This is a genomic window from Paraburkholderia sp. RL17-381-BIF-C, from assembly GCF_046026435.1.
Lineage (GTDB): Bacteria > Pseudomonadota > Gammaproteobacteria > Burkholderiales > Burkholderiaceae > Paraburkholderia.
In genome coordinates, this window is the sequence record NZ_JARESX010000003.1 from 147,358 (window position 1) to 169,888 (window position 22,531).

Here is a 22,531-nt window from a genome sequence, read left to right on the forward strand (position 1 = left end):
GTGAGTATCCGCTCCTGCTACCCCTTCCCCCGCTTCACGCAGTCCGCTCCGTTGGTCAGGAGCGGGTTCTGCCGTGCGCGGAAAAAAGAGAGATCGCCATTCAGGCGACTTGAGATAGACGTTCCAACCAGGACTGAAAACAACGATGAAAAAGCAATGGATTGCCGCACCCCTCTTGATGTCTTTTGCCGGCATTGCGTGCGCGCAGAGTTCTGTCGTGCTGTACGGCATCGTCGATGCGGGCATCTCGTACCGCAGTAACGAGCGCACCGGCACCACCGGCAACTATAGCGGCCACTCGAACGTCGCCCTGACGAGCGGCAACCTGTCCGGCAGCCGCTGGGGCATCAAGGGGCAGGAGGACCTCGGCGGCGGTTGGAACGCGCTATTTCAGCTCGAGGACGGCTTCGACATCACGAACGGCAAGACCGGGCAGAACGGTGGTTTGTTCGGCCGTCAGGCCTATGTGGGCATCGGCAGCCGGCAATACGGCACGATCACGCTGGGCCGTCAGTACACTTCGCTGAACGATTTCGTCGCGCCTGTCGCACCGGTGGCGATGGTCGGCGGCTACGGCGCGCATCCGGGCGACATCGACGATCTCGATCAGACCGCACGCGTGAACAACTCAATCAAGTACACGAGCGCGAACTATTCGGGCTTCACATTCGGCGCGCTGTACGGTTTCGGCGGCCAGCCCGGCAGTCTTAAGCAGCAGAACACCTGGAGCGTGGGCGCGGCTTACGGCAACGGACCGCTGCATGTGGGCGTCGGCTACGAGCGCTCCGACAACAGCAAGAGCGGTCCGCTGGACACGACCCACGGCAAGTGGAGCGGCACGGACGACGGCCTGTTCAATTCATCGATCAATGAGGGCTACGCCAGCGCGCAATCGCAGCAGATCATCGCGACGGGCGCAACCTACGACTTCGGCCCGGCGATTGTTGGTGTGAATTACAGCAACGTGCAATACCGCTCCGGCGCCGACTCGCTATTCAAGGGACATGCCACGTTCAATGTCGCGGGCGTATTCGGACAATGTACGATCCGTCCGGCCGTGCAACTGTTCGCGGGCTACAGCTACACGCGCGGTGGTGAAGTGGACGGCGTGGATGAGCGTGCGCAATATCACAACGTGACGCTCGGTGCGCAATACGCGCTCTCAAAGCGTTCGACGGCCTATCTGATGGGCGGCTATCAGCACGCGTCGGGCGGCACGCTGGATGCGCTCGGCAATCCGGTCGCGGCCACCGCGTCGGTCAGCGACAAGGGCAACGGCCACTCGTCGTCAGCGCAATCCCAGGCGATTGTCAGTATCGGCTTGCGGCACAGGTTCTGATGCTCGGGTGCGGCGCTGGGAAGCGCCGCCAGCTTTCAGCAGCGGTTGCGCCAACCCCTTGCGGACGGGGTTAGCGCGGCGCCTGTGGCGCCGCGTCGAACATCTCCAGATGACGCGCTTCCGTTTCTTCATCGGCGGGGAACATGCATTCGAGGCGTAGTTCCTGCGCCGCGATTGTCTGTGGCGTGCCCACGCTCGCGACGATCGAGAAGTACTTCAGGACGTGGCCGTCCCTGACGAAGCCGATCGGTATGACAGGCATGGCCGCCGTCGAAGCATCCGCCGCCGGCGGATGGCCTCGCCCGAAGCTGGTTTGCACGGCCGGATAGGCACGCAGTTCGTCCAGCAACTCCCGCGTCCGTTCGTCGATCACACGCCCCACCGACTCCCGGTAGACCCGTTGGATCAGGCTGTCCGCCACGATTTGCCAGTCCGCCACGAACGGGCGCATGCCGTGCGGATCGAAAATCAGATGCAGCATATTGCGCGGCCCTTTGCGCGCCGCCATATCGATGAAGCAATTGAAAAAGCGCGGCGCCGCGTCGTTGGTCATCAGCACGTTCCAATAGCGGTCCATGACCATCGCCGGAAACGGCTCATGCTGATGCAACATGCGGCCGAGCGCCTTCGTGACGCTCTGCATTTCCTGGGCGTTCCACGCGCTGTCCGCATACATCGGCGCATAGCCCGCCGCCAACAGCAGCGTATTGCGGTCGCGAAGCGGTATGTCGAGGGTTTGCGCGATATCCATCAGCATCTGACGGCTCGGCACACTGCGTCCGCTTTCAATAAAGCTGATATGACGTTGCGAGACGCCGGCCCTGAACGACAGGTCGAGCTGGCTGATGCCGCGCACGTCTCGCCAGTGACGCAACAGCACGCCGAGATCGTTCGGCGCCGCTTTCTTCAATGGATTCGCAGGATTCGTCATTCTCTCGCTCGCAAGTCGATTCAGACACTTGAGCGAGCGGGGAGCGTCCCGCTTCATGACGCGCCGCCCCCGCCACTCGAGCGTGGCTCGCCGGTCAGCATACTCGCTGGCGCGGCACATTACGTCGCTCGCGCGCTCAAGCCTGCCAGGCGTGAATCTGGAATTGCGCTTCCAGCGGTGGCTGCGTGATGCTGCCCACGTAGTTCGTGATCGTCGACGCCGCCGCGACCGCGAGCACTTCGAACACCTGATCGCGACGGAAGCCGGCTTCGAAGAAAGCGCTGATGTCGTGCCCGTCGAGATGTCCGCGCTTCTCGATCGCGGTTTTCGTCAGTGCTGAAAGCGCGGCATGCTGACCGTCCGCGGGCGCGCAGCCTTTGCGAATCGCATCGACGTCGGCGGCGGCGAGCCCCTCCTGCAGCGCCAATGCGGTGTGAAACGCCACCGCCCACGCACATGCGTTGGTCACGGCGTTGGTCAACAGCAGCGTCTGGATCTGCGCTTCCGTGAAAGTGCCTGCGTGGACTCTCTGGAACAGGTTGATGAAGGCGCCGATCAGCACGGGCGATTCCGCCATCGCCCCCGCGATGTTGGGAATGAAGCCGAAAGTCTCCTGAAGTTGCCGCAATACGGGCCTGGAGTGTTCCGGCGCGGAGTCGATGGTGTGAATCTGAAACGTCGACATGATATGTCCTCGATTGGAGCAAGCGGCTCGGGATGAACCGCGCGACAACCGAAGATTAGGCGTGTGGTCGAGACTCGCCAATTACCTCGTATGTAATAGAAATGGTGGGGTGGTTTGGTGAGCCTATGCGGTCATAGTTAGTGGATCTCTGGAATTTGGGAAATTTCGCTCACCATGACAGGTAGATTTTGCGGCACACTAATCCATATGTATTCCTATACAGATTATAAAATCATGAGAGACATTTCAAATAACTCCACGGCATATGAGTCACCGCCAGCCTTTCTTCTAAATTCGAGCGGCGACGGTGTAGTACTGCCCGTCAACCAGACTCCTTGCTTTTATCTCCCGGTTGCAGATCTCCTGCGAGCCGCCCTGATGGAGTGCGCTCCGCCGGCACTGACCGCAGCAGTCTTCTCCCACCACTGTTTTGCGCAGGCATGCGTGTCCGCAGATGAAGACCTCAACGCCCTTCTCTCGAAAGATCCGGCCCAGCGCGGGTCGGCAACGACCGCTCTCATGGGGTCTACGTCATACAAAGCGATTCTGCATTACCGTCTCGCGCATGCGCTGATGACTATGGCCGATGTCAGCGCATTCCCGCGCCATGAACTGGAAGCCTATGCATCACTCGTCTCGGCTCGCGGCAAGCTCCTGTCCGGCGCAGAAATACATCCGGGATGTCAAATCGGCCGGCGTTTCGTTCTCGATCATGGCTGGGGTTCGGTCATCGGCGAGACCTGCGTTATCGGAGACGATTGCTATTTGCTAGGCGGCGTCACGTTAGGCGCCGCGGGTATCGCAAACAATCCGTCGTCCAGGCGTCACCCAACGCTCGGCGATCGCGTGCAGATCGGAGCATTCGCGCGCGTCTTCGGCAACATTCAGATCGGCAACGACGTATTCATCGGCACGCATTGCTGTGTCACACAAGACATCGAATCGAATTCCATTGTTACGCTTCGGTCCGAGACGCAAATCGTTCGGGGTGGCACTGCCACGGCTCGCGTCACCGGATCGCAAGAATCGAGGTCAATCCACTCATGATTTCAATCGCAAGGTGCACCAACAAGCTCTACTATTCGGATAACTCTTTATTTCGAGTTAAAGCAATCGTTTCAAAGATCGGCAATGACTATGTCGAATTGGACGCCACGGTCGCCTATCCCGAAGGAGGCGGTCAGGAGTCGGATATCGGTACGCTAACGCTGCTGGATGGCAATGCAATCCGGTTCATTCACGCGCGCAAGATGTACGGACAACGCGCCAACATTCCCGACTTTCCGGACATCCAGACAGGAGGTGTCGTCGAGCATGTGATTCATGCCGAGGACGTCCACCATCTCGCGACGCTGACGAAGGGCGACGAAATACAGGTCAGCATCGATACGCTGCGCAGGGCTCGACTATCCTTGAGCCACACGGCGTCGCATCTGGTGTATCTGGGCGTCGGCAGGATTAGACCCGATGCCGTTGCATGGACGCTGGGATGCCATATCCGGCCTGACGGAGCGCGCTTCGATTTCGCCGTCAACAACCGTTTTACGCCGGAGGAAGTGCTTGCTATCGAACACATCGCCAACGACTTTGTCGCTCGCGGCAGCGCAGTTCACACCTATGCGCATCCGAACCATGTCGACGCGCGTTATTGGCAATGTGAAGACAATGTCATGCCCTGCGGCGGCACGCACATCGGCAGCACAGCGCCCATAGGGCGTATCCGTGTTCGTCGCAAGAGCATGGGATCCGGGAAGGAACGCCTTTCATGCCAATTCGACAATGCGCGCTTCGACACCGCTTCGTTCCATGACGGAAGGTGTCACAACACTCTGGCGGGAATTCTGTCATGAAGGACATTGACGCCACGTCGCGGTTGAGCCAAGCCAACCAAGGCAAGCTGCCCGGCATGACTTATCTTCTCGCGCTGTGCCAGGCCATTAACCTCACGGCGGCAGTGGTGTCCGTCACCATAGCCGCGCTGGCAGGCGACATGCTCGCGCCCAATCACGCTTGGGCTACGGTCCCATATGGCGTCCAGTTCGCGGCGGTCGCTGTCTTTACTTATCCGGCCGCAAGTTTCATGCGTCGCCATGGTCGAAAAAAAGCGTTTCTGCTCGGCGCAATGTTTCTGATTGCAGCAGGCGTTATCGGCTATGACGCGACCACGCGGCACGGCTTTTTGCAACTGATCGCCGCGCACGGAATGCTCGGCATCTATGTCGCTTTCGCGAACTTCTATCGCTTTGCCGCCGTTGACGGGCTTGCACAACCCATGCGCCCGAAGGCCGTATCGCTAGTGGTAGCCGGTGGCCTCGTTGCCGCGATTAGTGGCCCTCTTCTGTCGATCGGACTGAAGGATGTCGGAGGTTTTGCAACGTTCTCTCTCTGCTATGCGTCTTTTGTTCTGCTGGGGCTCATCACCATTGCGTTAGTCGTGTTCTGGCGTCCAATTGACTCTCCCCCAACCGCTATTCAATCGGTTGACTCACCCAATGTCGCCACATCCCGCATTGCACCCGCGATAGTCGCCTCTGCGTCGAGCTACCTGATTATGAATCTGCTGATGGTTCAGGCGTCGCTTCTCATGGAATCGATGTGCGTCTCGTTCGATGCCAGTTCGCTTGCCATTCAGGGTCACGTTATCGCAATGTTCGCACCATCTTTCGTGACCGGTGCGATCCTGGTCCGGGTCGGCCACCGTAACTGTCTTCTCGCCGGCTACCTATTGTTGGCATGTGCGGCGGCGCTGGGTATCTGGGCCGTAAGTCTTTGGGCGATGGTCGCGGGGCTGATCTTACTCGGCGTGGGATGGAATTTCGGCTACGTCGGCGGCGGCGCACTGTTGGCCTGCACTGTGACTGACCGCAACCGACACCGGATGCAGGGCATCAACGATTCCATCATCGCAATCTGCGCAACCGCTGGCGCTTTTCTCCCAGCCGTACTGCAAACATTGATCGGCTGGCGAAACACAAACCTGCTCTGCCTCGCTCTTTGCGCGATTGCCGGCGCCTTTACGTGGGTGTGCATGCGAGAAGCCCCGGCGCGGAATGTGGAGGCGCTTCCGTCATGACGGTCAACCTGGTTCATACGCGCGCTACCGCCGACATTGCCATCAGCAACGACGTTCGGGTCACACCGCTTCGCGAGATTCAACCCGGACTTCTTCTCAAGTTCGAATGCGACAATCCCGGCGGCAGCCACAAAGTGCGTGCGGCTCGCTATATTGTTCGCAGCGCAGTCGAAACCGGCGACATTGTTCCGGGACAAACCACCGTGATTGAAAAAACCGGTGGCAACTTTGGCTTCGGACTCACGCTCGCATGTCAGGCGTATGGCGTGCCTGTCGAACTTGCAGTTGGGCTGGGCTTCAGTGCTGTCAAACGCCGCTGTCTCGAACTGTACGGCGCCCGGCTTATCGGACTCGACATGCTCGAACGTGGTGCGACACCGCGTGAGGTAGTGCAATGGCATTTAGAGCACGAGGCAGAAAATGAGCGCAGCTACTTCTATACCGACCAATTTCGCAACCCTGCCAGTGTCGCCGCCCACGAATTCGAGACCGGGCCCGAGATCGCAGCGCAACTTAAAGCGTGGCCTCTGGTAGAAAGACTGACCTTTGTGTCGTGCGCCGGCACGGGTGCCAGCCTCATCGGAATTGCCAAAGCACTGACACTGGCGGGGTATTCCGTCACTGTCGTCCTGGTGGAGCCGAAAGGATGCGACTCGCGGAACGGCATATTTTCGGATCACAAACTCGAGGGAATGTCGGTAGGCGTCGTGCCGCCCTTTCTCGATTGGGATCTGATCAGTGAGATCAGGACCGTCTCGCACGACGAGGTCTTGAACACACGCAAATCCTTTGCACGCACGTCCGGCTTTCTTGCGGGCAACACGGCTGCCGCATGCCTGACCGTAGCGAGCAGTCTGGCGCGAGACGCCACCGCCGATCACAAGATCCTGTCTGTCTTTTACGACCACGGCCTATGGTACGTCCGCTAGGTTCCCGGTTTGAGGTATCGAGCCGACTCGATGCTGACGGGTCCCTGGTGCGACAACGCCCGCGCGTGGGGAAGGTGTTTGTATTCGTAACACCCTACGCCGCAATCTGCCTGACAATAGAGACCGCGACGATCTGCGCCCTCACGTCGCCCCACTCATTGTCCGGAGACCACGCAAATGAACAAGCGCCAGTTTCTAAGCAGCGCGGCTCTACTGAGCGCGGCTGCCGCGCCCGCATTCGGCGGCCAGCCTGCCCGCAAGCAAGCCTGCGCGGCATCGCCCGTCATTCTCACGATCAGCGGCGCGATCAGGCGTCACAATCGCGGCGCGCTCGATCCCGCGTTCGACCAGTTGCTCGCCAAGCATCAGGTGAAGTTTTCCGAAGCCTATGGCGTCGATTCAGCATTGATCGCCAGCATGCCGGCCGTGGCGATCAAGCCCACCACGGAATACGATTCCCGCCAGCACACCTTGAGCGGCCCATTGCTCACGCACGTGCTGGAGCATGTCGGCGCCCCGAGCGCTGGCAACACGCAAATCGTCATGCACGCGGTAGATGGCTACGCAGTGGCGACGACACTCGACAAGGTGCGCGCCTACCAATTCATCGTGGCGACCCAAATGGATGGCAAGCCGCTGCCGCTTGGCGGCGTCGGCCCGCTCTGGGCAACCTATGACGCGGACAACATTCCCGAGTTCTCGAACAAACCGCTCAAGGACCGCTTCGAGCTGTCACCCTGGGGGCTCTATCACCTGCAGGTCGCAGCGGCGTAACGGCACGCCGCTGTCCGCGACTCAGCGCTTGCCCGGCGGCAAAAACTCCATCTGCTCTTCGACATACAGCGCGTAGATCAGCTTCAGCATCGCGCTGATGTCTTCCGATTCGTCGAGCATGCGCGTACTCATGATGATGGGCGAAACGAGGTTCGGGTCGTCCAGATTCATGTAGCTCACGTCATCGCGCTTCAGGCCGTACACGCTGCTCGGCACGATCGCGACGCCTTCCCCGGCGGCCACGAGGCCGAGCGCAATCTGCAATTCACGCGTTTCGTACAGCCGATGCGGTTTGAGCGAGCGGTCATGGAACGCCGCGAGCACCTGATCCGCAAAGCTCGGGCGCGGCGCCTTCGGGAAAATGATCAGCGTCTCGCCGAGCAGGTCGTGCAGCGACAACTCGGGCTTCGACGCCGTGAGCGGATGACCCACCGGCAGCGCCACGATCATGCGCTCCTCGCGCAGCACGACCCGGCGCACGCTCGGATCCTCGTGACGAATACGGCCGAAGCCGACATCGATACGCCCTTCTTTGAGCGCCTTGATCTGGTCCATGGTGGACAGTTCGTGGAGGCTCAACTCCACCGCGCTGTTTTCGTCACGAAAGCGGCGGATGATTTTCGGCAGCATGCCGTACAACGTCGAACCGACGAAACCCACCGACAGGCTGCGCTCGATCTTGCCCACACGCTTTGTCATCGATTCCAGTTCGGCGGTTTGCGCGAGCAACTGCACCGCATGCGAATAAAAGAAGCGCCCGGTGTCGCTGAGATTGAGCGGACGTGAGCCGCGCTCGAACAGCAGCACGCCAAGCGACTCCTCCAGTTGCTGGATCTGCCGGCTGAGCGGTGGCTGCGCAATGTGCAGACGTTCGGCAGCGCGGGTGAAATTGCGCTCCTCGGCAACCGCAACGAAATAGCGTAAATGGCGCAATTCCATGACCATACCTTTTAGATATGAACCCGATACTAAAACGGTGTTGGACGCATTAAACGCACGCCAACTATCCTGCACTTACCCCTGAATCCCACGCAGATTATACCTTTCAGGCATTGCATTGCATGACGGCAGCGACAGCGTTTCGCGGCGCCGTTCGACAAGCGGACTTCTGTCAGGAGACAACCATGATTCCGATTTACCCCGATCGCGCGCCGCGCCTTACCGGCATCGACGACTTTCTGGTCGAAGACGCGGAGCGCGGCGACTATCGCCTGCATCGCAGCGCCTTCACGGACCCGGCCCTGTTCGAACTCGAAATGCGGCACATCTTCGAGGGCAACTGGATCTATCTGGCGCACGAAAGCCAGATCCCGAACAACAACGACTACTACACGACCCACATGGGACGCCAGCCGGTCGTGATCGCGCGCAACCGGCAAGGTGAGTTGAATGCCTTCATCAATGCGTGCACGCATCGCGGCGCGATGCTGTGCCGCCACAAGCGCGGTAACAAAGCCACCTACACCTGCCCGTTCCATGGCTGGACTTTCAACAATAGCGGCAAGCTTCTGAAGGTCAAAGATCCGGAAGATGCCGGTTATCCCGACTGCTTCAACAAGGAAGGCTCGCACGACCTGAAGAAGATCGCGCGCTTCCAGAGCTATCGTGGCTTTCTGTTCGGCAGCCTGAATGCCGACGTGCTGCCGCTGGAAGCGTTTCTCGGCGAGGCGGCGCGCATCATCGACATGATCGTCGATCAGTCGGAAGACGGGCTCGAAGTGCTGCGCGGCGCATCGACCTATACGTATGAAGGTAACTGGAAACTGCAAACCGAAAACGGCGCCGACGGCTATCACGTCTCGGCGGTTCACTGGAACTATGCGGCGACGACCAACCACCGTAAGGAAGAAAACGCACGGGTCGATCAGGTCCGCGCGATGGACGCGGGCAACTGGGGCCGGCAAGGCGGCGGCTTCTATGCGTTCGAACACGGGCACATGTTGCTGTGGTCGCGTTGGGCCAATCCGGAAGACCGTCCGAATTTCAGCCAGCGTGACGCTTTTGCCGCGCGCTGCGGCAGCGAGACCGCCGACTGGATGATCCAGAATTCACGCAACCTGTGCCTCTATCCGAACGTGTATCTGATGGACCAGTTCGGTTCGCAGATCCGCCTGCTGCGCCCCCTCTCCGTCGACAAGACCGAAGTGACGATCTACTGCATCGCGCCCAAAGGCGAATCGGCCGAAGCGCGTGCCCGCCGCATCCGGCAATACGAAGACTTCTTCAATGTGAGCGGCATGGCCACGCCCGACGATCTCGAAGAATTTCGCGCCTGTCAGCAAGGCTATGCCGGCAGCGCGCTCGAATGGAACGACATGTGCCGTGGCGCGCAACACTGGATCGAAGGTCCGGACGAAGCGGCGAGCCGCATCGGCCTCAAGCCGTTGATGAGCGGCGTTAAAACCGAGGACGAGGGACTCTACACCGTGCAGCATCGCTATTGGGTCGAGACGATGAAACAGGCGTTGAAGCCGGCAACGGCGCCAGCCCGGTCCGCCGAAGGAGTCGACGCATGAAGCCGATCGTCATCACCGACCTCGAAGCGTTTCTCTACCGCGAAGCGCGCCTGCTCGACGACGAGCAATGGGACGACTGGCTCCAGTGCTACCACCCCGATGCGGTGTTCTGGATGCCTTCATGGGACGACGAGGACAAACTCGTCACCGATCCGCAAACCGAAATCTCGCTGATCTATTACCCCAATCGCCAGGGACTCGAAGACCGTGTGTTCCGCATCAAGACCGAGCGATCGAGCGCGACGATGCCGGACACGCGCACCAGCCACAACCTCAGCAACGTGGAACTGGAGAGCGAGCAGGACGGCGTGTGCACCGTGCGCTTCAACTGGCACACGCTGAGCCACCGCTACAAGACGAATTACAGCTACTTCGGCATGTCGCGCTACGTGATCGACTTTTCGGGCGATGAGCCGCGGATCCTGAACAAGTATGTCGTACTGAAGAACGACTACATCAATCAGGTTATCGACATTTACCACATCTGAACAGGTGGTTCGGGAGCAGCACATGGAACACAGCATTGCACTTCAATTCGAAGACGGCGTGACCCGCTTCATCACCTGCCGCGACAACGAAACGTTGTCGGACGCGGCGTATCGCCAGAAGGTCAACATTCCGCTGGACTGCCGCGACGGCGCATGCGGCACGTGCCGAGGCTTCTGCGAATCCGGCCAGTACGATCTGCCCGCGTCGAGCTATATCGAAGATGCGCTCACCGCGGACGAAGCCGCTCAAGGCTACGTGCTCGCCTGTCAGACGCGGCCGCGCTCGGACTGCGTGATTCGGGTGCCGGCTTCGTCGGCCGCGTGCAAGACCGGCGTGTCGAAGCATGCGGGCAAACTGGCGGCGATCGACAAACTCACCGACTCGACCATCCATTTTTCAATCGACGTAGACCAGCCGGAGCAATTGGGCTTTCTGCCCGGTCAATATGTGAACGTCGACATTCCGGGCAGCGACACCTTCCGCTCGTACTCGTTCAGTTCCGCTCCCGGCGCTACGCAGGCCGCTTTCGTGGTGCGCAACGTACCGGATGGCCGCATGAGCCGCTATCTGTGCGAGGAAGCACAAGCGGGACAGCGCATTACCTTTTCCGGTCCCTATGGCAGCTTCTATCTGCGCGAGCCGGTGCGTCCCGTGCTGTTTCTCGCCGGCGGCACCGGCATTGCGCCGTTTCTCTCGATGCTGCATGTGCTTGGCGCACGCGGCAGTACGCAACCGGTTCGCATGGTCTATGGCGTCACGCATGACAGGGACCTGGTAGGCACCGAGCAGCTCGATGCAGCACAACGCGCGATCGGGCAATTCGAATACCGCACGTGTGTGGCCGACGCCGCCAGCGATCACGCTCGCAAAGGTTATGTGACGGAGCATGTGGACCCCGCGTGGCTGAACGACGGCGATGTCGACGTCTATCTGTGCGGCCCGGTCGCAATGGTCGAGGCCGTGCAGACGTGGCTACGCGCCAGCGGCATCACGCCGGCGCATTTCTTCTACGAGAAATTCTCGGCAAGCAATCTCGCGTGATGACCATGACTTCGTCCAACCAACGCTTCAATGAAAAAGTCGTGATCGTCACCGGCGCGGCGCAAGGCATCGGCCGGGGCGTGGCTCTGCGCGCCGCCGCCGAAGGCGCTATCGTCGTGCTCGCCGACCGCGCGGAACTCGTGCACGAGGTGGAGGCAGAGATCGCCGCCCTCGGCAGTCCCACGCTCGCCGTGATCGCGGATCTGGAGACTTACGCCGGTGCGTGCAAGCTGATGCAAGCGGCGCTCGACGCCTTCGGCAAGATCGACGTGCTGGTCAACAACGTGGGCGGCACGATCTGGGCCAAACCATACGAAGAGTATGACGAAGCGCAGATCGAAGCCGAAGTGCGCCGCTCGCTCTTCCCCACTTTATGGAGTTGCCGCGCGGTGCTGCCCGCCATGATCGCGCAGCGGCGGGGGGCGATCGTGAACGTGTCGTCGATCGCGACGCGCAGTATCTACCGCGTGCCGTATGCGGCATCAAAGGGTGGCGTGAACGCGTTAACCGCCAGTCTCGCGTTTGAACATGCGGACGACGGCATCCGCGTGAACGCCGTCGCCACCGGCGGCACCGAGGCGCCGCCACGCCAGGTGCCGCGCAATACGGCGCCGCAGAGCGAGCAGGAGGCGCGCTGGTATCAGGGCATTGTCGATCAGACCATCGCGTCGAGTTTGATGCACCGTTACGGCACGATCGACGAACAGGTCGGCGCGATTCTGTTTCTCGCCTCGGACGAGGCGTCGTATATCACCGGCACCGTGTTGCCAGTTGGCGGCGGCGACCTTGGTTGATACGGGCTGGCTCAGAACAGGTGATGGATTCCACTGAGGAACACCGTCTGCCGTCCGCCTGACGCGGCGCCAATGCCGAGCGTATTGGCCACCGCGCCGCCGCTCGCGGTCTCGAACATCAGATCCGCGTAGAGCTGCGTGGTTTTCGACAGCGAATACACGTTGGCCACCGTGAACTGCGTCCAGCGACGCCCGTCGAGCGTAGCGGTCCATGCGCCGGCCGCGACTTCCTCAGCGGGCGTCAAACGCAGATTGGCGCCGCCGTCGATGCTGCGAAAGTGTTCACTGCCGCCGTTCGAGGCGATCCGCACATCGGTGGCGAGCGCGTGCAGCGTCACCCGCTCGAAACGGTACGACCCGCCAATGCCCATGTCACCCACCTGTTTCGCGTTGAAGGTTGCGCCGGGCGTAAGCGTCTGCCCTTCGAACGAGGTCAGGCCGAGTCCGTTCGAGAGCGGCAGCAAGCGGTCGCGATACTCGGAATACACGGCCACCAGCTTGAGCGGACCATTGCTATAGTTAGCGCCGAAGCTGATAGTCCGTCCGTTGGTATTGCTGGCCGTCGCGCCCGGAAATCCATACAGCGCGCCGAGCGTCAGGCCGCGATAGCTCGCGCTCTTCCATTTCACCGTGCTCGACAACTGCACGGGCAAGGTGCTGCCGAGTCCATCCAGATTGCCGGGGTGAAACGCGGAGAAGTCGCCGAGCACCTGCGCTGTCGAGACCGACCCGAGCCAGTCGAAATTCCAGTCTGTCTGGCGGCCGAGGGTCACTGTGCCGAACATCGGATCGGCCAGGCCCACGTACGCCTGGCGGTTGAAGAACGTGCTGCTGCTCGCGGACGCGCCCGTCGTCGTGACGAAACCACTTTCGAGCCTGAACACCACCGAGCGGCCCGCGCCGATATCCTCGACGCCCTGAAAGCCGAAGCGGTCGGCCTGCAAGGTGCCCTGCTCCGCGATATAAGCCGGCGAGCCGTGCAGATTGCTCACGTAACCCAGGCCTGCATCGAGACTGCCGTACAGCGTGACACTGCTCTGCGCGTAGGCCGTCGAGGAAACGACGAGCGCGACCGAGCCCGCGACGAGCGTCGCGTGGAAAGCGATTTTGTTTTTCATGGCGTGTGGGTGAAGCGTTGGAAGGAAAACTGCGAGGGCCCGGAAGCCCGACATCAGGTGGTCTGGATGTTCTCCGCCGGTGCGAGGCGCCACGCGCCGAACACCAGATTGACAACGATGGCCGTGAGCGTGCCCGCCGCCATGCCGTTGCCCAGCACGATCTGCAACGGTCCGGGGAACGACGCGTAGACGTTCGGCACCAGCACCGGTATCAGCCCCACGACGAGCGCCGCCGCCAGCGTGTACTGATTGCCTCGCTCATGCAGGTCGACCTTGCCGAGCAGATTGATGCCCATCACACCGATCATCGCGAAGACGATCAGCGCGGTGCCGCCGACCACCGGCGCCGGAATCGCGTAGGCGAAACGCCCGAGCGGCGCGAACAGGGCGATCAGCATCAGCATGCCGCCCGCCGTTGCGGTGACGAAGCGCGAGCGCACGCCCGTGGTCTGCACGACGCCGATATTCTCCGCGCTGGTGATGATGAGCGACGTGCCCAGCAGCGAGCCGATCAATGACGCGAGCGCATCGCCGCGAATCGTGCGCGGCACGTCGCGCCGCATGTCGATCTTCCTGCCCGTGATTTCGCCGACGGCTACCGTCTGCCCCGTCGCCTCGGCCATCGAGATCACGCTGAAGATCAGCATGGGCAGCGCGGCCAGCACGTCGAAACGCGGCATGCCAAATGGCAGCAGCGTCGGCAGCGTGACGAGCGGGCCGCTCCAGAGTCCGCCCGCGGCCATCTGCCCCGTCGCCCAGCCTGCGAATGTGCCGACGGCGAGGCCCAGCAGCACCGCGAGCCTGCCCACGGTGCCCTTGAACAGACGCGCCACCGCGAGCGTGGCCACGATCGTGACCAGCGCAAGGCCGAGCGACTGAGGCCGCGCGAAAGCCGGCGTACCCGGCTGTCCGACAATGATGCCGGCGTAGATCTTGATGAGGCTCACCGACACGAGCAATAGCATCGTGCCCACCACCACGCGTGGAAAAAACCGCAGGCAGCGCGCGAATACCGGCAGCACGATCCAGTAGAACAGACTGGTGAGAATCGCGGCGCCTGCCGCCGTACGCAAATCCGTTTGCGTCGCGATAACGGCGAACAGCATGGCGGGCGCGCCGCCTGGCACCATCACGAAGGGCAGCCGCGCACCGATCGGCCCGGCGCCGAGCGACTGCAGCAGCGTGCCCACGCCGCATACGAAAAAGGTCGCGCCGATAAGATGCACCGTCATGTCCAATGGCAGCGACACCATGCGCGACACGAGAAAAACCGCGGTGACCGGCGAGGCGGCCATGGACAGCACATGCTGCAGGCCGAACAGCACGAGTTGCCACGCGGGCAAGCGCGCGTCGACGCTATGAATGGCGGGTTCTGGATTCACGTTACCCTCGGAGTTCGAAGCGCAATGAAGCGCGGCAGTCATGCGCGCAGCCACGGCAATTGCTCGCGGCTGTAGCGGAAAGTCTGGAACACGCTGTTCAACTGGCCCGGACCGGTTTTACGCGCCGCTTCGTCCGGATACTCGCCGAACCACGGAATCACGTATTCCCACACCACTTCGCCTGCCGGCGTCACTTCGAACAGACGCCCGGTGGCCGACTCGGTGATATGCGTGTTGCCGTTCGCGAGGCGTTGAGCGTTGCCCATGAACGCGCTGTAGAACATGTTCACCATGTCGTCGGCATACGACCACACCACTTCGCGGCTCGACGGATCGATCTCCAGCACGCGTGAGAACGCCACGTGCGCGCCGGTGCGGAAGTTACCATTGTCGAAGGTGAGAACGTTGCCGTTGGCGAGCGCCACCGGAGCGTGCTGATGCGAGACCACGCTCGGCGGGATATGCGTCGTTACGCCGCCAGCCTCGCGATCCACGGCGATAATGCCTGACGTGGTACGCAAACTCATCAGCACTTCGCCCCTGGCGTTCACGCCGAGCCCGTTCACGAGCGGCCAGTGATAGCGGCCGAAGCCCGGCGCAATCGGGAAGTCCTTGGGATTCAGATGCTCCCAGGCCTTCCACTCCCACACCAGTTCACCGGCGCGATTCACTTCGCGGATCACGTCGCCGTACATCACCTCTTCGGGTCCATGCGCCGTGCCGCCAGGCACGCGCTCCGCAAAAGCTGCCGGCACCGGCGCGCACGCGGCATACAGCAGATTGCCGTTCGGCAGCCACTGCGCGTCGTGGTGATGTGCGGGGTCCTGGTAGCGCCAGACCACTTCGCCTTGTGGCGTGACTTCATAGAAATCGCCCCCATGCCACATCGACCACGGTGCGTAGCGGTCTTCCGAATCCGCATGGCTGCCGTTGTAGCCGAGATTGCCGTTCGGGAGAATCACCGCATGACGGCCGGGGCGCACCGGCATTCGCCACTCATGCACGACCTCGCCGCCGATATCGATGAGATACACGCGCCCGCCCGCCGTCTGCGGCGCGATCAGCGTATAGCCGCCGGCAGACAGTTTCGGGTCGTGAGCGATGAGACCGACGCCGCGGCGTCGCTGGGTGATTTGATCGACTGTGGTAGTCACGTTTCGCTCCGTTAAGATGATGGAGCAAAATCTAGGCTATTCGAGCCGTCAGGAAAATCTGATTGTTCTTTACAGGCCGTACGAAAAAACTATACGGTACATGCATGCGTCCAATATCACAGACATTCCGCTGTTTCGACGAGGTGGTCAGGCGAGGTTCGATTCGCAAGGCGGCCGAAGCGCTGCACCTGACGGCTGCCGCAGTGCACCAGCAGACTCTGAATCTGGAGGAACAGGTCGGCTCACCGCTCTTCGACCGCTTGCCGCGCGGCATGCAGCTCACCACGGCGGGGGAGATCATCATTGCCGCAGTGCGGCGCGGCCAGCGCGATTTCGACAACGCCATGACGCAAGTCGAAGATCTGCGCTCGCTGCGTCGCGGGCATGTGAATCTCGCGGTGTCGCCCTCGTCGGCCGAACAACTGGTGCCCGATGCGATCCAGGCGGCGATGAAGCGCTATCCGGGCGTGACCTATAGCGTGCGCTCGGGCAACGGCGAAAGCATCCTGAAGTGGGTGGAAACCGGCGAAGCGGACATCGGCTACGGCCTGCGCCGCAAACCGCCGCCCGGTGTGGTGGAAGTGCGCGCGTTCACGCAACATCTTGGTCTCGTCACGCCACCGGGGCATCCGCTCACGAAACTGCAGAAACGCCCACGCCTGCGCGAGTGCCTCGACTACCCGCTCATCCTGATGACGCCGGACACCGAGTTGCGCGCCATGGTGGATCAGATCGATCACCGCGAACGGCGCAAGGCGCGTCCGCTGGTGGAAACCAGCTCGGTATCCATGGTGCGCCGGCTCGTGGCGGACGGCGTCGGCATCGGTTTTCTGATCGCGGAGAACGTCGCCGAAGATGTCGCGCAGCGTAAGCTGGCGTGGACACCTCTTGCCGATGCGGGCGCACAATCGTCCAGCTGCCTGTATCAGCGCTCGGATCTGACCACCACGGTCGCGATGAGCATGTTCCTGCAGTTTCTCGGCCAGGCCATCGAGACGATCGAGGACCGCTTTCACACGGCAACGCAACCGGCTCGCAAGCGTGGTGCGCGCGTCACGTGAGCGCGCGGCCCACGGTAGCGAATCGTTCCGCGCACGCTTGACGCACGCGCTCGACCGGCATCGACCAGTCCTCGCCCGGCGCGCGCCGGAACAGGCGCAGCGTGTGCGGATACCACGGGGAATCGCTGCGCTCGTGCATCCAGCGCCAGTCGATATCCTTTTCCGGCAACATCACCCAGCACGGTTTACCGAGCGACGCGGCCAGATGCACGGTGGAGGTGTCCACGCCGATCAACAGATCGAGTTGCGCGATGATCGCGGCGCTGTCGGCGAAATCGGTCACTAGCGATCCGAGGTCGACGAGCGGCTGACCGGCGGGAGGATTCTTCGCCTCGTCTTCGCCCCGGCCTTTTTGCAGACTCACGAAGCTCACGCCCGGCACGCTCCAGAGCGGCGCCAGCATGGCGAGCGACGGGATCGACCGATTCGTGTCGTTATGATGGTTCGGATTGCCCTTCCACACCAGGCCGATCCTGCGGCCGGGCGGCAGCGCATCCAGCATCGGCCGCCACCGTTCGACCAGCGACGGCTCGACCGTGAGACGCACGGCGCGCGGAATGGTAGCCACGCTCGTGCGCAGATGCAGCGGCGCGCTCAGCAGACTGGTCCAGCAATCGTAAGCGTTCGCGCGCGCGTGTGCGGTGTCGTGATCGAACACCGCATCCACACCATCGACGCAGGCCATCAGCCGGTGCAGCGCCGGCGCGCAGGCAAAGGCGATATGCGAGGCGCCCTGTGCTTTCAGCAAAGCGAAATAGCGGCTGAACTGGATCATGTCGCCGAGGCCGTCTTCCTGCCACACCAGCAAGGACTTGCCCGCGAGCGGGCCGCCTTGCCACTGCGGGCAGCCCAGCATCGACGCGCTCGCGTGATGAACGAAGGCCGGCTGCGCGTAGCGGCTCTCGTACAGACGCCATCCCTCTTCGAAGCGGCCCATGCCGAGCAGCAGGACAGCCAGGCCGAACCGCGCATCGCCGTAATCGGCACGTATAGCGAGCGCGCGGCGATACGCGTTTTCGGCCTCGGGCAGTCGCGTGAGCTGGGCCAACGCCGCGCCGAGGTTGTAGTGCGCCTCCGCCAGCTGCGGACCCACGCTGAGCGCTCGCTCGAATGCCTCGACAGCCGCCGGCAGACGATCGAGCCGGCGAAGCACGCAACCCAGGTTGTTGTGCGCATGAGCGAGATCGGGCCGCAGGCGAATCGCCTCGCGATAAGCCGTTTCGGCCTCGAACAGCTGCTCCTGCCTCGCCAACGCCGCGCCGAGGTTGTAGTGCGCTTCGGCGTAGTCGGGGCGTTGAGCGATGGCTTCGCGGTAAGCGGCCGAGGCTTCGGGCAAGCGTTCGAGATCAGCGAACACCGTGCCGAGATTCAGGTGGGCTTGCGCATAATCCGCACGAATGGCAAGTGCAAGGCGAAAAGCCAGTTCGGCTTCGGCGAGACGGAACGTGGCCTTCAGCACGCCGCCGAGGTTGTTGAGCGCTTCCGGATAGTGCGGCCGGATTCTCAGCGCTTCGCGGTAGGCATCGTCCGCTTCGGCGAGACGGCCCAGTTCCATCAGCACGCTGCCGAGGTTGTTGTGGAGTTCGGCGTGATCCGGCAGTCCCGACAGCGCGTGGCGAAACGCCGCTTCCGCTTCGCGAAGGCGGCCCAGTTCGTGCAACACAATGCCGCGGTTATAGTGCGCTTCGGCGTAGTCGGGACGAAGCGCCAGCGCCTCGCGATAGGATGCCTCCGCCTCATCCCTGTAGCCGAGGCCATGGAGCACCGCGCCGAGATGATTGTGGGCGTCGGCGTGGCCTGGCCGCAACGCGACCAGTCTGCGGTACATCGCCTTGGCCGCGGACAAACGGCCTTGCGACTTGAGCAGCATGCCGAGTGTGCCGTACACCTCGGCATAACCGGGTTTGATGCGCAGACAGCGGCGCCACTGGTTTTCCGCATCCGCGGGGCGCTGCAAGGCAAACGAACACGCGCCGGCAATGTTCCATGCGTCGGCCCGCGCGTCGTCCGGCACGGCATCCGCTTCGAGCAGCGGCGTCACCATCGACAAAGCCTCGGCGAATCGTGCGGCCGAGAACAGCGCGACGGCCTGCCGGTTGAGGTCGTCGAGCGGGGAAGCGAACTGCGTGTCGGTCATGAGTCGTGTCACCGGGATCGGCGGCGATCCGGCCGGAAAAGCGGGAGATGTACCACGCAGCTTAAGGGAATCGGCACACCTGTAACGCGGCGAAATGAACGGCTTTCGGGCTTTTAATCCCTCGCTATATCCAGGATCACACCTGGATCACGCGATAAAAGCGGGCGCGGCGATGTTAGAATCGCCCGCGTCTTTACGCCCATCACCATGACTCTACGCTCCCGCAACCGCATGACTGCCTGGCTTGGCCTGTTCGCCATGTGCCTCGTCGTGTTCGCGCCGCTCGTGAGTCAGATGCTGGTGTCCAGCCGCGCGCACGAACCCATCGCCGCGCTCTGTTCAACGCTCCAGCCACGCGATTTCAGCATGGCGAGCGCGGCGACCCAGGCCGCTCCGGCGCCGGTCCATTTGAGCCATGACGACGCGTTCGGCGCGTGCGGCTACTGTCATCTGCTCCAACACCATGTCGCCATGCCGGCGGTCGCCGTCGTCGCGCCGCCGCCCGCGCTCGCGCTTGCCGGCACCGCGCCGCCGAGCCTCTCCACCCGCTTCACGCCGCTCGGCGCATTTCCGTCCGGCCGTCCCAGAGCTCCGCCCGCCGTTTCCTGATCGCTGCCAGTCCTGATCGCGCATTCGCCGCACCCGTCGAGGGGGCGCGCGATCGCCTGTTCCATGCATCAAGGAAACGTTCATGTTCAACTTCGTCCTGCGAAGGCTGCCCTCTTGCGCCCGCCGCGGCGCGCGCGGCATTCCACCGCGCTTTTCGCGTGGCTTTTTGCCTGGCTTCTCGCTTCAATTGCTGCCCCAGTCGCTGTTCCCAGCCTGTTTGCCCGCTATCGTTCCAGCGGTCGTGCCGGCTCTGCTCGCCTCGTCTGCTCATGCGCAAAGCGCGAGCGCCGAAACCACGCTGCCCGCGGTCAGCGTCAGTGCGAATGCGCTCGCCTCGCCGCGCGCCGTCGATCCCAACCTGCCGGCCTCGGTCGAAACGGTCACCCCCGAGCAGTTCGGCAACTGGAACGTCGTCAATACGGAAGACGTGCTGAAGTACATGCCGAACCTCGCCGTGCGCAAGCGTTTTATCGGCGATCTGAATTCGATCATCGCCGTGCGCGGCACCAGCAACACGCAAAGCGCGCGTGGTCTCGTCTACGCGGACGGTCTGCTGCTCAGCAATCTGCTCGGCAGCAGTTATTCGTTCCCACCGCGCTGGTCGATGGTGTTTCCCGACGAGATCCAGCAGGTCGACGTGATCTACGGGCCATTTTCCGCGCTCTATCCGGGCAATTCACTCGGCGCGACCGTGCTGATCAGCACACGCATGCCGAAACAGTTCGAAGCGACCGCCGACGTCAAAGGCTTCACCCAGCACTTCAGCCTGTTCGGCGTGAATCAGAATTTCAACGGCAGCGAAGCAAGCGCGACGATCGGCGACCGCGTCGGCAAGTTCTCGTATCTGCTGGGTGTGAATCACCTGGAAAACACCAGCCAGCCGCTGCAATTCGCCACGCTGGCGAAATCCAGCACGCCCGCCAAAGCCGGCGACACGCCCGTCACCGGCGCGTACTTCTACAACAACCAGACCAATACGCCGACAGCGGTGCTCGGCGTGAACGGCGAAGGCATCGAACACACGGTGCAGGACCAGTTCAAGCTGAAGATGCAGTACGACTTCACGCCGACGCTGCAAGGCGGCTTCACGCTCGGCTACTGGCATCAGACCTATAACAGCCAGACATCGACCTTTCTGCGCGATGCGAACGGCAATCCGGTCTACAGCGGCAAAGTCGCGATCGACGGCTATGAATACACGATTCCCGCGTCCGCACTGGCTCCGAGTCTTGGTCATAGCGAGAACTGGCTGTACGGCGTGTCGCTGAAAACGCGCAATGCCACGGGCTGGAATGGCGAGGCAATCGCTTCGTACTACGACATCGGCAACAGCGTGGCGCGCACCGCGAATTCCGGCGCGCCGGGCAACGGTCCCGGCACCGTGATCTTCGGCGACGGCACCGGCTGGAAAACGCTCGATCTGCGCAGCACCTATACGCCCGCGACGAATCAGGCGGGGCTCGCGAATCACGCGCTGAGCTTCGGCTACCACTACGACAACTACTTTCTCGACAACGAGAGCTACAACACGTTGAACTGGCGCGACGGCGCGGCTACGTCGTTCGCCAATGCGTTCGCCGGCAAGACCCAAACCCAGGCGCTCTACGTGCAGGACGCATGGCGCTTTCTGCCGCGCTGGAAGCTCGTCTACGGCGTGCGTCACGAAGACTGGCAGGCCTATGGCGGGTCGCAGTCGCTGGCCGGCACTACGCTCGCCTACAGCGACGTGAGCCAGCATCACTTCTCGCCGAAAGCCTCCTTGTCGTTCGACGTCACCGACGACCTGACCTTGCGTGCGTCCATTGGCCGCGCGTACCGCTTTCCGACAGTGAGCGAACTGTTCCAGGGAAAAATCAACGGCTCCACGATCGTCAATAACAATCCGAATCTGCAGCCCGAAGACGATCTCTCCAAAGAACTGACCGCCGAATGGGCGCACTGGAACGGCGTGTTCCGCCTCTCGCTGTTTCAGGACGACGTGAAGAACACGATCTTCAGCCAGACCGATACGACCGTGATTCCCAACGTCACCAACTTCCAGAACATCGGCAAGGTCCGTTCACGTGGCGTGGAAACGAGCTATTCGGGTGAGGACGTGCTGATGCGCGGCCTCGACCTGCTGGCGAGCGTGGCGTACACGCAGTCGAAGATTCTCGCCAACGCGCAGAACCCCGCCACGGTCGGCAAGTATTTCTACCGGATTCCGCTATGGCGCGTGGATCTCGCCGCGACGTATCACTTCGACGAACGTGCGGCATTCACACTTGCCGCGCGCTATTCGGGGCGTCAGTACAACACGCTCACCAATACCGACACGAATCCGGACGTGTTCGGCGGCACCAGTTCGTACACGGTGGCCGATGCGAAATTCACCTACAAGCCGACGAAGCTGAGTGAAGTCGGCATCGGCGTCGACAACCTGTTCGACGCCCGCTACTTCGTCTATCACCCGTATCCCGGCCGCACCTTCTACGTGGAAGCGAAGTTGCGCATGTGAGC

20 protein-coding genes are annotated in these 22,531 nt (G+C 62.1%); 13 read left to right on the top strand and 7 right to left on the bottom strand.

The features are described from left to right. The first annotated feature begins 145 nt into the window (after window positions 1-145). Complete coding sequence (locus tag P0D70_RS03605; RefSeq protein WP_408182665.1) at window positions 146-1,339, top strand: porin; 1,194 nt, start codon at window positions 146-148, stop codon at window positions 1,337-1,339. 70 nt (window positions 1,340-1,409) lie between these two features. Here P0D70_RS03605 and P0D70_RS03610 read toward each other — a convergent pair whose 3' ends face one another. Continuing rightward, on the bottom strand, window positions 1,410-2,270 hold the full coding sequence (locus tag P0D70_RS03610; RefSeq protein WP_408182668.1) for a helix-turn-helix domain-containing protein: 861 nt from the start codon (window positions 2,268-2,270) through the stop codon (window positions 1,410-1,412). A 136-nt stretch (window positions 2,271-2,406) separates the two neighbouring features. After that, on the bottom strand, window positions 2,407-2,955 hold the full coding sequence (locus P0D70_RS03615; protein ID WP_408182670.1) for a carboxymuconolactone decarboxylase family protein: 549 nt from the start codon (window positions 2,953-2,955) through the stop codon (window positions 2,407-2,409). Window positions 2,956-3,189: 234 nt separating this feature from the next. Here P0D70_RS03615 and P0D70_RS03620 point away from each other — a divergent pair, with 234 nt between their 5' ends. The 5 genes from P0D70_RS03620 to P0D70_RS03640 all read left to right on the top strand — a co-directional run bounded on the left by P0D70_RS03620 (window position 3,190) and on the right by P0D70_RS03640 (window position 7,731). Next, complete coding sequence (locus P0D70_RS03620) at window positions 3,190-4,002, top strand: serine O-acetyltransferase (protein WP_408182673.1); 813 nt, start codon at window positions 3,190-3,192, stop codon at window positions 4,000-4,002. Then, entirely contained in the window at window positions 3,999-4,805 is an 807-nt protein-coding gene (locus P0D70_RS03625) for an alanyl-tRNA editing protein (protein WP_408182675.1), read from the top strand. Before P0D70_RS03620 ends, P0D70_RS03625 begins: the two co-directional genes overlap by 4 nt. Continuing rightward, window positions 4,802-6,028, top strand: coding sequence for an MFS transporter (locus tag P0D70_RS03630; RefSeq protein ID WP_408182677.1), 1,227 nt, complete (start codon window positions 4,802-4,804; stop codon window positions 6,026-6,028). Before P0D70_RS03625 ends, P0D70_RS03630 begins: the two co-directional genes overlap by 4 nt. Next, on the top strand, window positions 6,025-6,957 hold the full coding sequence (locus tag P0D70_RS03635) for a PLP-dependent cysteine synthase family protein (protein WP_408182680.1): 933 nt from the start codon (window positions 6,025-6,027) through the stop codon (window positions 6,955-6,957). The genes P0D70_RS03630 and P0D70_RS03635 overlap by 4 nt, the downstream gene beginning before the upstream one ends. Window positions 6,958-7,134: 177 nt before the next feature. Next, the gene (locus P0D70_RS03640; RefSeq protein WP_408182683.1) at window positions 7,135-7,731 is read left to right on the top strand and encodes a putative pterin-binding protein; all 597 of its coding nucleotides are present in this window, start codon (window positions 7,135-7,137) and stop codon (window positions 7,729-7,731) included. Window positions 7,732-7,752: 21 nt separating this feature from the next. On the opposite strand, the gene P0D70_RS03645 is transcribed toward P0D70_RS03640, so the two are convergent. Next, on the bottom strand, window positions 7,753-8,670 hold the full coding sequence (locus tag P0D70_RS03645) for a LysR family transcriptional regulator (protein WP_091809210.1): 918 nt from the start codon (window positions 8,668-8,670) through the stop codon (window positions 7,753-7,755). A 185-nt stretch (window positions 8,671-8,855) separates the two neighbouring features. Between P0D70_RS03645 and benA the strand changes: the two genes are divergently transcribed. From benA to P0D70_RS03665, 4 genes are read left to right on the top strand one after another with little or no spacing between them, the layout of a single operon-like run. Further along, window positions 8,856-10,247, top strand: a complete 1,392-nt coding sequence (gene benA, locus P0D70_RS03650) for a benzoate 1,2-dioxygenase large subunit (RefSeq protein ID WP_408182687.1) — start codon at window positions 8,856-8,858, stop codon at window positions 10,245-10,247. Next, window positions 10,244-10,735, top strand: a complete 492-nt coding sequence (gene benB / locus P0D70_RS03655) for a benzoate 1,2-dioxygenase small subunit (RefSeq protein ID WP_408182689.1) — start codon at window positions 10,244-10,246, stop codon at window positions 10,733-10,735. Before benA ends, benB begins: the two co-directional genes overlap by 4 nt. 22 nt (window positions 10,736-10,757) lie before the next feature. Then, window positions 10,758-11,777, top strand: a complete 1,020-nt coding sequence (gene benC, locus P0D70_RS03660) for a benzoate 1,2-dioxygenase electron transfer component BenC (RefSeq protein WP_408182692.1) — start codon at window positions 10,758-10,760, stop codon at window positions 11,775-11,777. Window positions 11,778-11,782: 5 nt separating this feature from the next. After that, window positions 11,783-12,571 (top strand): 1,6-dihydroxycyclohexa-2,4-diene-1-carboxylate dehydrogenase, encoded by a 789-nt coding sequence (locus tag P0D70_RS03665; protein WP_408182694.1) that lies wholly within the window; start codon window positions 11,783-11,785, stop codon window positions 12,569-12,571. 11 nt (window positions 12,572-12,582) lie between these two features. Here P0D70_RS03665 and P0D70_RS03670 read toward each other — a convergent pair whose 3' ends face one another. The 3 genes from P0D70_RS03670 to P0D70_RS03680 are packed head-to-tail and all read right to left on the bottom strand — an operon-like array spanning window position 12,583 to window position 16,225. Then, on the bottom strand, window positions 12,583-13,689 hold the full coding sequence (locus tag P0D70_RS03670; RefSeq protein ID WP_408182696.1) for a porin: 1,107 nt from the start codon (window positions 13,687-13,689) through the stop codon (window positions 12,583-12,585). 53 nt (window positions 13,690-13,742) lie between these two features. Continuing rightward, the gene (locus P0D70_RS03675) at window positions 13,743-15,071 is read right to left on the bottom strand and encodes a uracil-xanthine permease family protein (protein ID WP_408182698.1); all 1,329 of its coding nucleotides are present in this window, start codon (window positions 15,069-15,071) and stop codon (window positions 13,743-13,745) included. Between the two features lie 38 nt (window positions 15,072-15,109). Next, on the bottom strand, window positions 15,110-16,225 hold the full coding sequence (locus P0D70_RS03680) for an aryl-sulfate sulfotransferase (RefSeq protein ID WP_408182700.1): 1,116 nt from the start codon (window positions 16,223-16,225) through the stop codon (window positions 15,110-15,112). A gap of 104 nt (window positions 16,226-16,329) precedes the next feature. On the opposite strand from P0D70_RS03680, the gene P0D70_RS03685 reads away from it, so the two are divergent. Beyond that, window positions 16,330-17,286: a LysR family transcriptional regulator gene (locus P0D70_RS03685; RefSeq protein WP_408182702.1), complete on the top strand. Its 957-nt coding sequence runs from the start codon at window positions 16,330-16,332 to the stop codon at window positions 17,284-17,286. Here the strand turns inward: P0D70_RS03685 and P0D70_RS03690 are convergent. Next, window positions 17,279-19,423 (bottom strand): tetratricopeptide repeat protein, encoded by a 2,145-nt coding sequence (locus P0D70_RS03690; RefSeq protein ID WP_408182704.1) that lies wholly within the window; start codon window positions 19,421-19,423, stop codon window positions 17,279-17,281. The genes P0D70_RS03685 and P0D70_RS03690 overlap by 8 nt on opposite strands. A gap of 207 nt (window positions 19,424-19,630) precedes the next feature. Between P0D70_RS03690 and P0D70_RS03695 the strand changes: the two genes are divergently transcribed. After that, window positions 19,631-20,032 (top strand): DUF2946 domain-containing protein, encoded by a 402-nt coding sequence (locus P0D70_RS03695; protein WP_408182706.1) that lies wholly within the window; start codon window positions 19,631-19,633, stop codon window positions 20,030-20,032. An 82-nt stretch (window positions 20,033-20,114) separates the two neighbouring features. Further along, window positions 20,115-22,529, top strand: a complete 2,415-nt coding sequence (locus tag P0D70_RS03700; RefSeq protein WP_408182710.1) for a TonB-dependent receptor — start codon at window positions 20,115-20,117, stop codon at window positions 22,527-22,529. Window positions 22,530-22,531: the final 2 nt, after the last annotated feature.

Bases quoted from the DNA above. Each gene is read 5' to 3' on its own strand.
- P0D70_RS03685 (WP_408182702.1), top strand. From the start codon at position 16,330: ATGCGTCCAATATCACAGACATTCCGCTGTTTCGACGAGGTGGTCAGG.
- P0D70_RS03630 (WP_408182677.1), top strand. From the start codon at position 4,802: ATGAAGGACATTGACGCCACGTCGCGGTTGAGCCAAGCCAACCAAGGC.
- P0D70_RS03700 (WP_408182710.1), top strand. From the start codon at position 20,115: ATGTTCAACTTCGTCCTGCGAAGGCTGCCCTCTTGCGCCCGCCGCGGC.
- P0D70_RS03670 (WP_408182696.1), bottom strand. From the start codon at position 13,689: ATGAAAAACAAAATCGCTTTCCACGCGACGCTCGTCGCGGGCTCGGTC.
- P0D70_RS03645 (WP_091809210.1), bottom strand. From the start codon at position 8,670: ATGGAATTGCGCCATTTACGCTATTTCGTTGCGGTTGCCGAGGAGCGC.
- P0D70_RS03695 (WP_408182706.1), top strand. From the start codon at position 19,631: ATGACTCTACGCTCCCGCAACCGCATGACTGCCTGGCTTGGCCTGTTC.
- P0D70_RS03635 (WP_408182680.1), top strand. From the start codon at position 6,025: ATGACGGTCAACCTGGTTCATACGCGCGCTACCGCCGACATTGCCATC.
- P0D70_RS03605 (WP_408182665.1), top strand. From the start codon at position 146: ATGAAAAAGCAATGGATTGCCGCACCCCTCTTGATGTCTTTTGCCGGC.
- P0D70_RS03610 (WP_408182668.1), bottom strand. From the start codon at position 2,270: ATGACGAATCCTGCGAATCCATTGAAGAAAGCGGCGCCGAACGATCTC.
- P0D70_RS03620 (WP_408182673.1), top strand. From the start codon at position 3,190: ATGAGAGACATTTCAAATAACTCCACGGCATATGAGTCACCGCCAGCC.
- benB (WP_408182689.1), top strand. From the start codon at position 10,244: ATGAAGCCGATCGTCATCACCGACCTCGAAGCGTTTCTCTACCGCGAA.
- P0D70_RS03640 (WP_408182683.1), top strand. From the start codon at position 7,135: ATGAACAAGCGCCAGTTTCTAAGCAGCGCGGCTCTACTGAGCGCGGCT.
- P0D70_RS03615 (WP_408182670.1), bottom strand. From the start codon at position 2,955: ATGTCGACGTTTCAGATTCACACCATCGACTCCGCGCCGGAACACTCC.
- benA (WP_408182687.1), top strand. From the start codon at position 8,856: ATGATTCCGATTTACCCCGATCGCGCGCCGCGCCTTACCGGCATCGAC.
- P0D70_RS03625 (WP_408182675.1), top strand. From the start codon at position 3,999: ATGATTTCAATCGCAAGGTGCACCAACAAGCTCTACTATTCGGATAAC.
- P0D70_RS03665 (WP_408182694.1), top strand. From the start codon at position 11,783: ATGACTTCGTCCAACCAACGCTTCAATGAAAAAGTCGTGATCGTCACC.
- P0D70_RS03690 (WP_408182704.1), bottom strand. From the start codon at position 19,423: ATGACCGACACGCAGTTCGCTTCCCCGCTCGACGACCTCAACCGGCAG.
- benC (WP_408182692.1), top strand. From the start codon at position 10,758: ATGGAACACAGCATTGCACTTCAATTCGAAGACGGCGTGACCCGCTTC.